Here is a 16424-nt window from a genome sequence, read left to right on the forward strand (position 1 = left end):
AATATATCTTGGACGTAAATTGAGGTACTCAATTTACGTAGGTCATATTAGAGGAGATTAGAAGTTACTTACCTAAAACCCTTATCTCCCACTCAAGCTCAACATTAAATTTATCTTTTACTGCATTTTGTACTCTGTTGCCAAGGTTTTCTAAGTCAAGTGCAGTTGCATTATTGTAATTGAGTAGAAAATTACAATGTTTCTTAGAAATTTTAGCTACACCATTATCTAATCCTCGACAGCCAGATTCATCAATCAGTTTCCATGCCTTGCAGCCTATTGGATTTTTAAATATGCATCCTGCAGTTCTTCCTCTTACCGGTTGGCTTTTGTTTTTTTTATCAATAACTTCCTTCAACCTTTGCAATATAAGCTCATACTCTGAACTTACTCCTTTAAATTCAGCTTCAATAAAAATCCACCTGCCTTTTAGACTGTGTCCACGATAAAAATATCCCATTTCTTCGCTGGAGAATTCATATAAATTTCCATCTTCTAGATTCACTGCCCTTATAAATTTTACAACACTCGCAATATCACTACCATATGCACCTGCATTCATCTCTATTCCACCACCAACAGTTCCTGGAATTCCAGCAAGAAACTCAAGTCCACTAATTTGCTGCTCCCCGGCAAAGTATGCAAGATTGCTAAGCAGCGCAGCACCACCTGCAACAATGGAGCCATCATCTTTACATTTTATATATGCAAATTCCTTACCTAATTTCACCGTTATCCCTCGAATGCCACTATCCCGAACTATTATGTTCGATGTTGCACCGATAACACTAATTGGTAACTCTGCATCTTTTATCAAGCATGTTAGATCTTCAATGTCACGTGGCTTAAAAAGTACATCAGCTTGGCCACCAACATTTAACCAAGTCATTTTAGACATTGAAACATTATAACGGTAGATTCCACGTACTTTAGGTAAGCTTATAAGCATTTTGATTTTAACTCTAATCCTGCATCCATACCCATTTTTTCTGCATCTTCTACAAACGAAGTGCGCTCAGTAAAGTATATACCTCTCTCATCTGCTAACATACAATAAAGATGTAGCATATTTTCACTTACATATTCTGCTAAAGCTGCAAGTGGCGTAAAGCATGAGCCATTTACTGTCTTCATGAAACTGCGTTCTGATTTTGCCCTTATAAAAGACATATTATTATTAATTTTCTCTAAAAGATCGATAACTTTTACATCATTCTTTCGGCATTGAATGCAAATTGCCCCCTGCCCTACCGCGCTTAACATGATTTTTGGTAGCAATACTTCTGTAATTAAGTGATGTTTTTTTAATCTTATCAGCCCTGCTTCAGCTAAGATTATTCCATCAAAACTCTGATTTTGCAGTCTAGTTGTCACATTTCCACGTAGTGGTACTACATTTAAGTCTGGCCTAAAATTTAGCAATTGAACTTTTCTTCTTATTGAAGAAGTTGCAATTGTAGCCTGCTGTGGCAAAGATTTTAGGCTTTCATATTTATGAGAAATAAATACATCACATGGACTTAGCCTCTCTAAAACACAAGGAATTATTAAATCTCCCGAGAAAAACGCAGGTACATCCTTTAGCGAGTGAACTGCCATGTCTATATTATTCTCAAGTAGCTCAGTCTCAATCTCCCTGAGGAACAGTCCTTTACCTCCTATTTCAGCAAGGATTGCATTAGCATATTTATCACCAGAAGTTTTGATTTTAATGATCTCAACAGATAGATTAGGAAAAGACTCTAATAATCTTTGTTTTGCTTCCAAAGCTTGGGTGATCGCAAGGTCGCTTCCTCTCGTACCTATTTTAACTAGCATATATCCTTCATATTATATGTCTATATTCTATGTCCATTTTTTATTATCTCCAGTTTAGTTATTGAATACTTTATAATTAGTGCATAGTATCACGAACATTTAGTAATCGAGGAGTATGTATGTTTGATATTTTAAAAGATTCTAATGGCAGATTTAATAAAAAGAATATTTTACCTCTTGTAGGTGCCACTGTCGCTATTATTCTAACAGCATTAAGTGCAGTAGTAGCAATTCTCAGATTTTTCTCTCACCCCTCTCTATCTAGTCCTCTCGTTTGGAAAGATTTAAGTTATAGTAAATTTCTTGCTAATCACATACCACTTAGCATAGTTATTTTCTTAACACTTGGTTTATGCACTTACCTTGCAATTGACAAAATTAGACAAAACAAACAAACAGAGAATCTGAGAGCCAACTCTGAACCTAATACATGTGTTTATACTGCTTCAATAAATGATGTTCTAGAAGAACAAAATCAATCATAGAGATATTAGTTCTAGGCTTGTTTTTTATCTTCCACGGACCTTTTCATTTAGGTGCTTGTGATTAGCAACCATTCAGTTTACACTGTACCTAAGTATAGTTTAAATTTATGCTAAACAAGCTCACAGTTAAATCTCTTTCAGTATTGCTAATTTTTTTGCTATCTTTATATATCATATTGCCAAACTTTTTTGATAATAAGTTTTTCACCTCAAAAAAGAGGATAAATCTAGGGCTTGACCTGAAAGGTGGATCGTCTCTACTTCTGAATGTAGACTTAGATTTTTACTTCAAAGAGAAATTGAGCATGCTAGCCGATGAAGTAAAAGAAAGTCTGTTAACACAAAATAGCATAAAAAACGATAAACAAGTAGTTGTAACTTTAAGTAATATGGATGATTACAAAAAAGTTTCGATGTTAATTCATAAAATAAACCCAAACTTAGAGCTGAATAGAAAAGATACTTCAATTTTTATTTCATATAAACCGCATTATAAGAACTCATTAATCAATGAAGTAGTTTCAGAGTCAATAATTAATGTCCAAAGGCGCTTAGATAAGCTTGGTACAAAGGAAGTAAGTGTACAAAAACAAGGGCAAAATAAGATATTAGTTCAAGTTCCTGGAGTAGAAGACACTCAGCAGATAAAATCTCTGCTTGGCAAAACAGCTAAGCTAGCTTTTCATTTGGCAAATACTAACATAGAAAAGTTGCAAGATATAGACCATGAAACTACTGTAATGCTCAAAGATTCTTTGGGTAATTCCTACCCGATATTCCGCAAAACTGAAATAGGCGGTGATTCATTAGTTAACGCATCAGTTAGATTTGGCAATTTAGGTAAACCAACAGTACATTTCAAATTTGACAGCATAGCAAGCAAAAGATTTGCAAAAATTACTAAAGAAAATGTAGGAAAGCCTTTTGCAATTGTTTTAGATAATACAGTTTTAACTGTACCAACAATACGTGAACCAATCCTAAATGGAGAAGGAGAGATTAGCGGTAATTTCACTGAAAAGCAAGCGAGTGAACTTGCAATACTTTTAAAATCCGGTGCGCTACCTGCGCCACTTAAAATAATTGAAGAAAAAAACGTTGGCCCAAGCCTTGGAGAAGAGTCAATAAAAGCAGGAGAAATAGCAGCAATAATTTCAATTATTGCTGTTGCTTTACTTATAATGATAATTTATGGTAAATTAGGCCTATTGGCCTCTATTGCATTGTTTTTTAATGTAGTTTCTATACTACTCATTCTCACTCTACTTGAAGCAACTCTTACTCTACCTGGAATTGCTGGAATTGCACTAACTGTTGGCATGTCGGTGGATGCAAATGTTTTAATATTTGAACGCATCCGCGAAGAAATAAGAGCAGGAAAAAGAACAGCTCGTGCCATTGAAGAAGGATTTAAAAATGCAATAAAAACAATTCTTGATTCAAACCTCACTACACTCATTGCTGCAGGAATAATGTTTACTATTGGTAGCGGAGCAATTAGAGGATTTTCTATTACTTTATCGATAGGAGTCTTATGCTCGATGTTTTCTGCAATCACAGTCACAAAACTTCTGATAGAGTTGTGTGTGAATCCAAAAAAGCTAGTACTTTAGTATCTGTTTAGCAGAGTGACAAAACAAGATAGACGAGAAAAGACAACTAAATGGTTGTCATGAAAGTAGCTATCCTGTCTTTTCGTCGTCAAAAACGTTGTAAAGTGTTTACCAACTTAGTTGGATCCCAGCTGGAATGACACTTGGTTATGCAAGAAATCTATTGTCAAAAAAATTACTTCCGCATATTTTGAATCTGATTATAATGACAATTAGAGATATTTTAAGAGCTCAAAATCTATCTTTGTCTGCAGACTTTCAGTTAACTTTTCAATAAAAAACGTAGCGTATCTTTTTCAGCGTATACACACGTCTTTCATATGTGCGCTGCATTTTTTTCTAATCTTTTTATACAGGAGGATTTTATGTCCAGAATTCCAGATACTTGACCTTTACTTTAGCTAATAACAGGCGCCTGTGATTTTTATAAAGAAAGTGTAGGAAATAACCAAAAACTGTTTCCAGGCATAAATTTGCCATTTATACCTAAAAAGTAATTATATTAGCATAATATTCATACTTATATGCCAATATTAATATTCTTTGAATGGAATACGAAATTAATGTTGAAAAAATATGTACCAAAAAATTTATGGGGGATCTATGCCGAAGCTCAAATTGCATGACACCATTTATTTTTATGGTTTTGTCTATTTTATTTTGCCACTCTGCTAAACGGATACATTTAATTCCATTTTTATCGAGCAGATAATTGTCATATATTAGCTTAGTTCTCCTGTTATACTTAAATATAAATCAGCATAGCCCTAATTTTTTTATATATTTTACTTCTTTCTCTATATTTAATAATAGGCTTGAAAATAAATGGTAAACCTATAATTGTTAAGCTTAGAGCTAGGATTGAAAGTACACACAAGGCTTTGTGTTTACTATGTAGCTCTTTCAAGTAAAGCATCAAAAACCTAAAAAATTTTTTGTAATTTTCTTCAATATTTTTTTTGCTATGAGCCTTGTCAATAAATAATCCTATTATAGTATAATCTTTACTACACTTAATTGCTCCTTTTTCTATTAACAGCTGAGCTATATCAAAATAATCCTTTTGAATAGTAAGATGCAGAGGTGTAAAACCTTGTTGATCACAAATATTCATATTGGCTTTTACTGCTAACAACATTCTTACAATTTCTACATGGCCTTTTTTAGCTGCAAGTAGCAGAGGAGTTCTGTTGCATCTAGTGACGGCATTAACGTTTACCTTAAGCTCCAATAATAACTTAACTGCTTTAGTATCACCATTATAGCTAGCTTTATGTAACCTGGTGTTACCGCTACAATCTTGGTCATCTGCTTCTATTCCCTTTGAAACAAGAAATGTTACCATTTGCCTATTATTATGCTTAATAGCGCAATCCAGTGCATCAAAGCCATGTTTGTTTTTTGTACAAATAAACTCTTTTAACGTAGCTTTTGCTTGCTTTACAATAAGCTTTACCAGTTGCATTTTGTTGTTATATGCTGCTAGAAAAAGCGTAGTATTATTTTCTGCATCTTTTGCTTCTATGTTTGCACCTTTCTTTATCAGATATTCTATAATCTCTGCTCTACTTTCATAATGTGTAGTACATTGATAAATGGTCAAAAATAAAGGAGTACGAAAGTTGTTATCTTCACATTCAAGATTTGCTCCGCTATCAATTAAAATCTGGACGCTCTTTTTAGAACCGTATAATGAAGCTATGTGAAGAGGAGTATAGCCTTCCTCAACATCTTTTTCATTAATTTTTGCGCCTTTTGTTATTAAAAAATCCATTAATTCTGTGTCATCTTGTAGTGTAGCAAGGTGAAGTGGAGTAAATCCATTTTTATCTCTAGAATTAATTGTCAGTTGATTAACAAGAAGTTTAGCAATTTTTTTGTGTCCATGCATAATAGCATAATGAAGTGGATTTCTATTTTCATTGTCCACAACATTAAAGTCAGCTTCGTGCTCTAATAATGATTTTACTCCAACTAAATCGCCTTTTTTTGTGAGCTTATGCAAAAGGGTGATTCCGCTTGCATCTTTTGAGTTAATATCAAATCCACTTTCTACTAATTGATGTATGTCTTCCTCACATTCCATGCCATTTTAATTAAACCCCTTTCACATGAACAATACTCCCACTTAATTAAGTTTAAATGAATCTATAAGAGATATATCACAATTTATTGAAGTTACTAAATTCCGATATATTAAGTGTAATAGTTTAGACTTAATCTGACAGGCATGAATTATCTGACAGATTAAGTCTTATCTTTTACAACTGTGGGGGTATAATTTTGATGGGACACAAAGCTTAATGGAGAAAATTACGAACACCAGTGAAAAACATGGCAATTTTATTCTCATTTGCAGCTGCTATCACGTCTTGATCTTTTAGCGAACCGCCAGGCTGAATTATAGCTGTGATTCCATATTTTGCACTTTCTACTATGCTATCTGGAAATGGAAAAAATGCATCTGAAGCAAGTACCGCACCTTTACATTTTTCACCTGCTTTTTTTACTGCAATATTTACACTATCTATTCTGCTTGTTTGCCCTGCACCAATACCGATAGCACAACCGCCTTTTGCTATAACTATTGCATTGGATTTTACATGTTTACATATTTTCCAAGCAAAAATAAGGTCCTCTTTCTCTTTTGTAGTGCATTCTGTTACTTGACTAATTTCTCCCATTGCGTGGTTATTATTTTCCTGTACTAAGAACCCTCCAACAACATTTTTAACTTGGTACTTCTCATTTTGTCGAAAAGACTTATTAATAATCACTCTCATATTTTTCTTTTTTTGCAAAACTTTGAGTGCTTCGCTATTCACTGACGGCGCTATCACTACCTCTAAAAATATCTCGTTTAGCTTTTCTGCTAGCTTTAAATCTATTTCCCGATTGAAAGCGACTATTCCACCAAAACTGCTTATTTCATCACATGATAGAGCTTTTTCATATGCTTTTAAAGCACTATCACTAACAGCAGCGCCACATGGATTATTGTGCTTTATTATCACTGCTGCAGGTTCTTGAAGCTCAGAAATTATGTTAAGTGCAGATTCTATATCTACTATATTATTATAACTTAGTTCTTTTCCATGTATTTTTTCCAGCGGATATTTGGTAAATTGATTACTATAAAATGCAGCTTTTTGATGGGGATTTTCACCATATCTGAGTTCTTGTGCTTTAGATCCATATAAGGCAAAAATTTCTGGTAACTCATTATCCTTATCCTGGGATAAAAACCAGCTATAAATATTAGAATCATACTGTGCAGTCAGAGCAAATGCTTTAGTTGCTAAATATTTTCTGTATTCCAATGTTGTTTCATTGTTATTTTTTATCATCTCAGCTTTTAGTGCTTCGTAGTCTTGAATGCTAGAAATAACTGAAGTAAAACGAAAGTTTTTTGCTGCAGCTCTAATTAACGCCACTCCGCCGATATCAATTTGTTCTATAATTTGCTCTTCATTTGAGCCGCTATTTACTGTCTCCCAAAATGGGTATAGGTTAGTTATAAGCAGGTCTATTGGCTCAATACCTAGATTTTGTATTTCCGTTTTGTGCTTTTCTCTATTGCAAAGTATTCCTCCATGAATTTTAGGGTGTAAAGTTTTTACTCTACCACCCAGTATCTCTGGAAATTGTGTGTAATCTGAGACCTCTTGTGTTTTTATTCCGGCATCAGATAGTGCTTTATAAGTATTTCCCGTTGAAAGAATTTCTATTTGTTGCTGCATTAAAAACGATGCAAGATCAATTATATTCGTTTTATCGTATACTGATATTAAAGCTCTTTTTATTTTCATTTTTATATGGAAAGTTTTTTAAGGTTATATCTAAGAAAAAGGAATTTGTCTATATATAGCTACTACGTCATACCGCCGCAGTATCCACAACTGTAAAAACATTGTGATACAAGAGACCAAGAAAGATGTCATCCCAGTGCCCAGACACTGGGATCCAGAAAACTTCACTTTAAATGAGCACACCAGGTGGCTGTACAATAGAAACTGGATTCCGGTGTCAAGCACTGGAATGACACCATCTACTACTCAAATTACCTGCAAATTGCAATGTTCGTACACCAAAACGCGGTATCTTGTTGTAGATTCCGCTAACAAGCAGCGGAATACCAAATTGTAGAAGTTGCTTTAGCCCTCCTAACCTTCCCTTCAAAGCAGTCTATTCTATAAATTTTTTACCATGCTTGATTTCAAACCACGAATAAAATCTTCAATACTACAAGGATTTCTCCCTTCCATTTGTACAACTTTAGGAATTAAAGTGCCACCTTTTAAACTTATGTGCATATTATCGTTAACAATCTCACCTTGTTCTGAAGCGAAAGCTTCAAAGTCAGCATCAAGTATCCTGATACGCTTATTCTCTATCTTAATGAATGCTTTTGGGTAAAAAGCTTTAACTTTTCTATAAGCAACTTCACAGGTATCACTTGCATAAATTTTATAATCTTCCACTTTGTCAGCGTAACACGCGTCACTATCATTCTGTTTTAAGGGAACTTGCTTTTTAATTTCGTTTAGCACTTCCAACAGTAAATCACTGCCTAGCTTAGACAATTTATCATGCAACGTTTTATAATTATCGCTTTTTTCAACAAGAAGTTTTCTCTGTTTTAAAATAGGGCCGGAATCTAATCCCTCATCCAATTGCATAATGCTAACCCCAGTTTCTTGATCTCCTGCTAAAATTGTGTGCTGTATCGGAGCTGCACCACGCCACCTTGGTAGTAATGAAGGGTGAATATTAATACAACCATATTTGGGAATATTCAAAATTTCTCTTGGAAGTATCAATCCATACGCAGCAACAACTGCAACGTCTGGTTTGAAATTTCTAAATTTTTCTTGCTCTGCCGAAGACTTTAGAGAGATAGGAGTACATACCTCTATGTTACTTTCTTCAGCAACGATGTGTACTGGAGATTTTGTTAACCTCTGCCCACGCCCTGAAGGTTTTGGAGCCTTGGTATATACTGTTACTGTTTCGTTATGTGACTTCAATAGTAAGCTTAACGTACTAACCGCAAACTCTGGTGACCCCATGAAAATCACTCTCATGTTTTTAGGTGTTTTTGCTTTAGGAATTTTCTGCTAACTTACTACTTACAGTTTCTATTAATTTAGCAAAATCATCCTTATAATTAACAGCCATCTCAGCAAGAATTTTTCTATTTAAATCAATGCCGGCAAGTGTAAGACCATGCATAAACCTACCATAAGTAAGCCCATGCTCTCTTGCTGCTGCATTAATACGTATTATCCATAAGCTACGGAAATCACGTTTACAGGTTCTTCTGTCTCTGTAAGCATATTGCAGTGCTTTTTCAACTCTTTGTAATGCAATTCTATAACAATTTTTTGCCCGTCCTCTATAACCCTTTGCTAGTTTCAATATTTTTTTATGACGAGCATGAGTAGTGACTCCACGTTTTACTCGAGCCATTTTTATTTTACCTCCATTTTGTTAAATACCATAAGGCATATAAAGCTTAACTATACGCGAGTCAGATTTACTAAGAATCGTTGTACCACGCTGATTACGAATATTAGATTTACTTCTCTTTATCATACCATGTCTTTTACCTGACTGAGTAGAGATGACTTTACCCTTAGCTGTAAGATGAAAGCGCTTTTTGACAGAAGATTTGGTTTTTAATTTTATTTTCGCCATATTCTAAACAAATTTACAAACACCACTATTTAGTTCTTTAGTAGTAATTAAGTATGAGTATAGATAATTTTATTAAAGAATCAAATTAAAATTGTATTTTAAAGGAGCTTGAATGTAATCACACCCAGTATATGTGTTATACCTTCTTTATCTCCAAGTGGCAACAATACTTGCCTCATTTTAACACTTTCGCTTTCTTCCTCTTCATTGATTGGACATTTACTTTCTATTACAGTTTCTAGTTTATCAATCACTGCATCTATTTTATATAATCGTAAAAATGGTGCATCAATTGCATACTTGTTATCAATGTACATCTTTTTATTAAACCCATAGAATTCAATAGCTTTTTCTCCTGCACTTTCACAAACATAACCTTGATCTTTCACTTCAATTATAAAACAATATTGCCATGACTCCATTATTTCTGCAGTGTCTATTTCATGTCTTTCTGGCCATTCTCTATCTGATCCTTTTATATCACCCCAATGTTGAGTAACTACATTCACTATTCTTCTTTCTTTGCCTGCATAATTTTTCATTCGAAGTTCCACATATAAAACACAGATATGAGGTGAATTTATCGTGAATGTATTGATTTTTTCTTACTAAAGGATGTAGATTATTGAAAACTCTCATCCTGTTTACACAACAGGTAATGATAAATTAAGTATAATAATTAGAGCATAAAAATTATTAAATGAGGAAACTGTAAAAAAATAATAAAAAGTTTTGCAATATTTTAGCTAAATAATACTATTACCTCTACTTTCTAAAGTTATTGCACTTAATAAATAACTATATGGAGTTTCTTCCTTAGAACTACTATGGCCTTTACTTTTTCTATTACAAAACCGACATTTAAATTTTACAACTGCAGCTGCTGCTACCAAAGGTACTGCTGCTGCTAACATACCTACTGTGAACACTATATTATTTTTCTCGTTTGAAGGTGTTTCCAATAATTTAAACCCTCTCAAGTTCGTATCATGAATCATAGGATTACCCAAAATATTCGTCGTATTTTGAACATTTCCTATATTTTGAATTGTAATTCCATTACTAGCGTTTGATTTTTTCATTTCTTCCATTACTTGTTTTAAGTTTTGTAGTTCTGTTGTTGTACTTTCAATATCACCAGCTTCCAGCTTTTGCAAATTCTCATTACTCAAAAACTCTTTGGCATTATATCTTTTATAACTTCGTATTTTTCCACTCTTGAGATCAGAAACAATATCATCAATCATCACTTTTGGATTTTCTGCATGCACTATTTCTCCTTCAGCAACAAAAATACGATAAGATGTATCGTCAAGCATACATACATACTCAAGTTTTAAATCACCTCCTCCCAATAGAAAATATATTGTTCTATTTTGTTCTACATCTTGCAATTCAGATTCAATACTAATCCATCTATTCCTTTTTTCCTTATTGATTAATCCTTTTTCTCGTACAGTATCTTTAACGTGTAACAATCTTCCTGGCATATATGACCTCCAAATTGATCAATATTTCCTTGTGTATAAAAGATAAATTATTTAAGTCCACATTTTTTTTACTAAGATTTCTATATTTTTATTATACTAAATAATACATATATTAATATCTGAATTTCTCATTGCAACTTATTATACCTTAGTAAAAATGATATAAAATTAGAGAAAGAGTTATAAAAATTTTTGTAAGACAGGAAAATTTCTTCTCCTTTGGTTCCAGAGCATATAAGTGCTGTAAGAGCTAAGTTGATGGCACTGTTGTGCCATCAAACTCTGGAATTCTACTTGATGCTAATTTGAGAAGATAGATGTTCTGCTGATGTAGCATTGCTGAGCAAAGATTCTATTTCTGATGTAGATCCGGAATGCTCAAGTTGAGCTTGTTCAGGAAGGTTTTTCATTGCTTTTTCAACATCGTAGCTACCTTCCCTATTTTTTCTATGCCATACAAAGTATCCTAATCCTGCAAAAGCTACTGCTAGCACTCCACCCAATATACCACCAGCAATCCCTGCTATTCCTATATACTGTCCTCCATTTCTTTCGGGTAATTTAGGCCCTTCCACATCTGTGCTATTGAATATAGGATGTTCTAATACTTCCTTTGAGTTGTAATCAAAACGAGAAACACTCCTTATATCTTCAGATGTAATTCCATAACTAGAATTCGATTCTTCTATTTCATTTATTAAGTCGTTAATCTCTTTAGTAGTTACTTCGCTTGATGCAAAATCGAATTCTTGTTTTGTTAAAGAAGCCGATTCGATAGTTACATCTTCCTTCATCTGATAATCAATTTCTTCAGTAGTAGATCCTCTCAATTGGCTAGAATTATATAACTCTGTTGTTGTGATATCGATGGTGCTAGTACCTTCAGTGATTTTTTGACTATGAAGTGCTTTGATAAAAGGTGAGAATGTTTCATTACAGAATTCTTTACCATCATAGTATGTATTGATTTTAAGTTTTTTTATGTTGTCAAATACATTGGTTAATAATTCATAATTTTTAGTTCCTTGTTCAAAGGAACATAAATCTGTACTTTGCTTAGAATAACCATTTTCTTCTCTTACCCAACCGAATGATCCGAGTGTTATAATATCACGATAGCTTTCTATCGGGGAAAGATGACCATTACCATCGCTGTGCTTAATAGCAAAGGACTTAACAGCACTATTATAACTTCCTTTAACCTCAAAAGACATGTAATTATTAGATCGAGATATAATTTTAATTTCTACTCCATTGTTTGTAATTGAATCATAAAACCTTTGAAGCTGATTCATTTGTAATAACTCTCTGGGCATTTCACACTCCTTAAATTAATTAACAAAAGTATTATTTGAATTAACAAATACTTCTCTATGTTAGTGGATAAAATATTTAAACCTATATCTTTTTATTAAAATTTTTATGTAAAGATTGCTTTTATTATACTAAATAATGTATATATTAATATTTAGATTGATAAATTGATTTTACTTCTGTTACAACTTATTATGCATAGATAACCTCAGTAAAAACGATGAAGCTAAACGAAATTAGAAAAAGATTTATAAAATTTTTTGTAAATAATAATCATGAGCAAGTTCCTTCTTCTCCTTTGATTCCAGAGCATGATCCAACACTCATGTTCACAAATGCTGGTATGGTACAGTTCAAAAATATCTTTACCGGCACGCAAAAAACTGAAATGAAACGTGCCGTCTCAAGTCAAAAGTGTCTCAGAGCAGGTGGTAAACACAATGATCTTGAAAATGTTGGCTATACATCTCGGCATCACACATTTTTTGAAATGCTCGGAAATTTTAGCTTTGGTGATTACTTTAAAGAAACTGCGATAGAATTTGCGTGGAAATTTATTACTGAAGAATTGTCTCTTGATAAAAACAGACTATCCATAACTGTTTACCACACTGATGATGAAGCATATGAAATTTGGCGTAAGATAAGTGGCTTTTCAGATGATAAAATCATGAGAATTACAACAGATGATAACTTTTGGAGCATGGGCAATACTGGTCCATGTGGCCCATGTTCTGAAATCTTTTACGATCATGCAAATCAGGATTTGCATGAAGACGACAGAATTGTTGAAATTTGGAACCTGGTGTTCATGGAATTTAATAAAGATAAAGAAGGTAATTTACAAAAATTACCAAAAAAATGCATCGATACCGGAATGGGCCTTGAAAGAATAGCAGCTGTTATGCAGAACGTTCATGATAACTATGATATTGACCTATTTTCTGCTCTGGTAAGTAAATCGCAAGAGTACTGTGGAAATACGGAAAATAAAGTAGCTCATAAGATTATCGCAGATCACCTTCGTGCAGCTGCATTTCTCATCGCAGAAGGAGTGCTTCCTGGAAATGAAGGAAGAAATTATGTACTACGCAGATTGATCAGGAGAGCAGTACGTTATATCCACCTACTTGGATATAATGATTCTCTATTGAACCTTGTTTTTCCTGCACTCATAGATGGCACAAGTTTGGCTTATATGGGAGATGCTTATCCAGAGCTAATCAGAGCTAAAAGCTTAATAGAAACAACGTTAAAATCAGAGGAAGAAAACTTTAAAGACACTTTAACGAAAGGCATTAATCTCTTGGACAAATTTACTGCAGATTTAAAATCAGGTGAAACTCTATCTGGAGAATCAGCATTCAAACTATATGACACTTATGGATTTCCTTTGGATATCACACTTGATATTTTGAAAGAAAGGAAAATAAATTTTGACCAAAAAGGTTTTGATAATGCAATGAAAGAGCAAAAAGAAAGAGCACGTGCTAATTGGACTGGATCTGGTGAAAAGTCTGTTGAACAAGTATGGTTTAATTTAATCGATCAGTTTGGCAAAACGGAATTTGTTGGTTATGAACGTGATGAAGTAAAGGATGCAACAGTACTCGCAATAATTTCCTCTAAAAATGAAGTAATTGATTCTGCAAAGGAAGGAGAAAAGATAACTATTATACTTGATAAAACACCTTTTTATGGAGAGTCAGGTGGACAAGTGGGAGATATTGGAAATCTTATAAAGTCTGATGGAAGTATGGTAACAGTTGAAAATACCAACAAGATTAATGACTTGTATTTGCACAGGTGCGTCGGCTCAATTTGTAAAGGTAACACAGTTACAGCTAGTATTGACAAAAAAAGAAGACAAGACTTAAGAAGAAATCATTCAGCTACACATCTTCTACACTTTGCACTCAGAAAAATCTTAGGTGATCATATTACTCAAAAAGGTTCTCTAGTCGCACCAAATAGACTAAGATTTGATTTTAGTCATAATAAGCCAGTCACTCAGGATCAGCTGTCTTCAGTAGAAGATATAGTAAATCCTCTAATCAGAGAAAACCTTTCTACATCTACAAAAATTCAAGATATGGATCAGGCAATAAACGAAGGAGCTATGGCCTTATTTGGTGAAAAATATGGTGACAAAGTTAGGGTTGTAAAAATTGGAGATTCAAAAGAATTATGCGGCGGTACACACGTGGAGCGTACTGGAGAAATTGGTTTGTTTAAGATAGCAGCAGAATGTTCCGTTGCATCTGGAGTAAGAAGAATTGAAGCTTTAACCGGTCAAGAAGCAATTAGCTACGTACAGGATAACGAAATTAGCTTAAAAAAAGTTGCAGAATTCGTAAAAGCACCAGTAAATGAAATAACAAGCCGACTCAGTATTTTAAGCCAAGAGCGCAAAAAATTTGAAACCAAAATAAAAAATCTTTATAAAAAGATTGTCAGTGTAGAAAACATAAAAAGTACTGAAATAAATGGAATAAATTTCGTAAGCCACACTTTCACTGACATTCCAGGAAGTATCATAAGGGAATTTGTTCTGCAGCAACAAAAACCGAAAACTGTAATAGCCTTCATGGTAACAGAAAAGAATAAAACACTTTTGATTGTCAAAGTAAGTAAAGATTTAACTAATAAGATCAATGCAAAAGAGCTAGTATCTACTGTAACCAGAAGGGATTGCGGTGGAAATGCCGAACTTGCCCAAACAAGCTGTAATAATGATAATGTTATCACTACTATTGGCAGTAGCTTACAAGAGCTAATGTAGGCTACGCTGTACAGCCGACATAAGTCTATCAAGAAACAGCGTCCTAATGGATAACACTCTATAAACATTGTTAAGTGTTCCTACGATAACGCATTAAGTATGAACGTTGTGCTCACCAAGAGATTTCAATAATAATAGGAAAGTTCTTTCTTATACCAACTCTCATTATTAATGAACCAAATAAGAAGCATTGCAGAGTTGTTTAACCGTGGAAGGGGAAAGAGAGGTAATAAATTTACACAAAGCGCTCTCAAGCAGAACAATTGTATCGTAGATTTTATTGCGCAAAATGTTCTGTTTTATATATAACCAAAACCTCTCAACAGGATTGAGGTCAGGTGAGTATGGTGGTAGGTATATAATTTCGATATTTTTAGGTATCTTTAAACTTTTTGACTTATGCCAACTAGCGCAATCCATCACGAGAAAAGCCTTTCGTATTCCTAAATATTGCGACATCTGTTCAAGGAATATATTTATACAAGCAGTGTTGACGTTTGGTGCAAATAAGCTAAAATTCTCTCCATTTCTGGGATTAACTGCACTATAGAGATAAAAATTTTCCCTACCTAATTTTACCTTAACCTGTGTCCTACTGCCTTTTTTAAACCACCCATGTCCAACTTTTGAATGTGTACCAAACCGTGATTCATCGAAGAAAAATAGCTCTTTTTCAGAATGCATGACAATAGTTTCATTGAGGTTTTTTTTTAAACTCCTCTTGCTTATTTTTATCCTGTCCACTATGAACTGGTCTTGGTGTGATATATGAGAATTTCATTCTTTGCATATTACGATGTATTGTGGATTTGCTGATATTCAAACCAAATCTTTCTTGGATTCTTATTCTCATTTCTCTAATAGTAATATTGGGGTTTTCCTCTATCCACACCTCAATTTGTTCAAGTTGACTTTGGTTCAATATAGTTTTTCTACGGCGTTGAGGTGGAGAAAATAATTTTTCTTCTCTTCCAAATTTTATGTGCTTTATCCATGTAGTAATTGCCTTTCTCGAAATGCAACATATTTTTGCTACAGCTGTTATACTGTGCTTTTTTGCTGCAATTACAGCATTTAGTTTTTTTGCAACATACGCATTATTTCTTACTTTCTTCAGCATCTCTTTTGCTGATTCCACCACTTTTTCATCCAATAATTTTGATCTTAATGCCATCTAAACCTCGCTATTTTACTTACTCCAGTATGGCTTTTTTTCCATTATTGT

Annotated in this window: 13 protein-coding genes and 2 pseudogenes; 4 read left to right on the top strand and 11 right to left on the bottom strand. The window is 33.5% G+C overall.

Features of this window, described 5'->3' with window-relative positions; all coding sequences use genetic code 11:
- Positions 1 to 64: 64 nt before the first annotated feature.
- Both murB and hemC read right to left on the bottom strand, forming a co-directional pair.
- Positions 65 to 949: a UDP-N-acetylmuramate dehydrogenase gene (murB, locus tag ABWU62_RS06555; protein WP_353287895.1), complete on the bottom strand. Its 885-nt coding sequence runs from the start codon at positions 947 to 949 to the stop codon at positions 65 to 67.
- The gene (hemC, locus tag ABWU62_RS06560; RefSeq protein ID WP_353287896.1) at positions 940 to 1818 is read right to left on the bottom strand and encodes a hydroxymethylbilane synthase; all 879 of its coding nucleotides are present in this window, start codon (positions 1816 to 1818) and stop codon (positions 940 to 942) included. Before hemC ends, murB begins: the two co-directional genes overlap by 10 nt.
- A 119-nt stretch (positions 1819 to 1937) precedes the next feature.
- Between hemC and ABWU62_RS06565 the strand changes: the two genes are divergently transcribed.
- Entirely contained in the window at positions 1938 to 2303 is a 366-nt protein-coding gene (locus tag ABWU62_RS06565) for a hypothetical protein (RefSeq protein WP_353287897.1), read from the top strand.
- Between the two features lie 107 nt (positions 2304 to 2410).
- Positions 2411 to 3916, top strand: a complete 1506-nt coding sequence (gene secD / locus ABWU62_RS06570) for a protein translocase subunit SecD (protein WP_353287898.1) — start codon at positions 2411 to 2413, stop codon at positions 3914 to 3916.
- Between the two features lie 745 nt (positions 3917 to 4661).
- Here the strand turns inward: secD and ABWU62_RS06575 are convergent.
- Both ABWU62_RS06575 and purH read right to left on the bottom strand, forming a co-directional pair.
- Positions 4662 to 6002 (bottom strand): ankyrin repeat domain-containing protein, encoded by a 1341-nt coding sequence (locus tag ABWU62_RS06575; protein ID WP_353287899.1) that lies wholly within the window; start codon positions 6000 to 6002, stop codon positions 4662 to 4664.
- 214 nt (positions 6003 to 6216) lie between these two features.
- Positions 6217 to 7725 (bottom strand): bifunctional phosphoribosylaminoimidazolecarboxamide formyltransferase/IMP cyclohydrolase, encoded by a 1509-nt coding sequence (gene purH, locus ABWU62_RS06580; protein ID WP_353287900.1) that lies wholly within the window; start codon positions 7723 to 7725, stop codon positions 6217 to 6219.
- Positions 7726 to 7807: 82 nt separating this feature from the next.
- Here purH and ABWU62_RS08375 point away from each other — a divergent pair.
- Positions 7808 to 7960, top strand: a pseudogene (locus ABWU62_RS08375) (WPE palindromic element domain-containing protein); the annotation flags it as partial.
- Between the two features lie 141 nt (positions 7961 to 8101).
- On the opposite strand, the pseudogene fmt reads toward ABWU62_RS08375, so the two are convergent.
- The 6 genes and pseudogenes from fmt to ABWU62_RS06615 all read right to left on the bottom strand — a co-directional run bounded on the left by fmt (position 8102) and on the right by ABWU62_RS06615 (position 12419).
- Positions 8102 to 9000 (bottom strand): annotated as a pseudogene (gene fmt / locus ABWU62_RS06590) (methionyl-tRNA formyltransferase).
- Between the two features lie 19 nt (positions 9001 to 9019).
- Positions 9020 to 9385 carry a 50S ribosomal protein L20 gene (gene rplT / locus ABWU62_RS06595; RefSeq protein ID WP_353287902.1) on the bottom strand — a complete coding sequence of 122 codons (366 nt, stop codon included), beginning with the start codon at positions 9383 to 9385 and terminating at the stop codon, positions 9020 to 9022.
- Between the two features lie 21 nt (positions 9386 to 9406).
- The gene (rpmI, locus tag ABWU62_RS06600) at positions 9407 to 9613 is read right to left on the bottom strand and encodes a 50S ribosomal protein L35 (protein ID WP_353287903.1); all 207 of its coding nucleotides are present in this window, start codon (positions 9611 to 9613) and stop codon (positions 9407 to 9409) included.
- Between the two features lie 98 nt (positions 9614 to 9711).
- On the bottom strand, positions 9712 to 10155 hold the full coding sequence (locus tag ABWU62_RS06605; RefSeq protein WP_353287904.1) for a PAS domain-containing protein: 444 nt from the start codon (positions 10153 to 10155) through the stop codon (positions 9712 to 9714).
- Between the two features lie 204 nt (positions 10156 to 10359).
- Positions 10360 to 11103 (bottom strand): hypothetical protein, encoded by a 744-nt coding sequence (locus ABWU62_RS06610; RefSeq protein WP_353287905.1) that lies wholly within the window; start codon positions 11101 to 11103, stop codon positions 10360 to 10362.
- Between the two features lie 290 nt (positions 11104 to 11393).
- Complete coding sequence (locus tag ABWU62_RS06615) at positions 11394 to 12419, bottom strand: hypothetical protein (protein ID WP_353287906.1); 1026 nt, start codon at positions 12417 to 12419, stop codon at positions 11394 to 11396.
- Positions 12420 to 12637: 218 nt separating this feature from the next.
- Between ABWU62_RS06615 and alaS the strand changes: the two genes are divergently transcribed.
- Positions 12638 to 15199 (top strand): alanine--tRNA ligase, encoded by a 2562-nt coding sequence (gene alaS, locus ABWU62_RS06620; protein WP_353287907.1) that lies wholly within the window; start codon positions 12638 to 12640, stop codon positions 15197 to 15199.
- 168 nt (positions 15200 to 15367) lie between these two features.
- Here the strand turns inward: alaS and ABWU62_RS06625 are convergent.
- A protein-coding gene (locus tag ABWU62_RS06625; RefSeq protein ID WP_353287090.1) for an IS630 family transposase occupies positions 15368 to 16373 on the bottom strand; the annotation gives its coding sequence in 2 pieces (ribosomal slippage) (positions 15368 to 15910 and positions 15912 to 16373; 1005 coding nt in all).
- Between the last annotated feature and the right edge of the window lie 51 nt (positions 16374 to 16424).

Origin of the sequence: Wolbachia endosymbiont (group B) of Gerris lacustris, assembly GCF_964028355.1 — a bacterium.
In the GTDB taxonomy this organism is placed as follows: Bacteria; Pseudomonadota; Alphaproteobacteria; order Rickettsiales; family Anaplasmataceae; genus Wolbachia.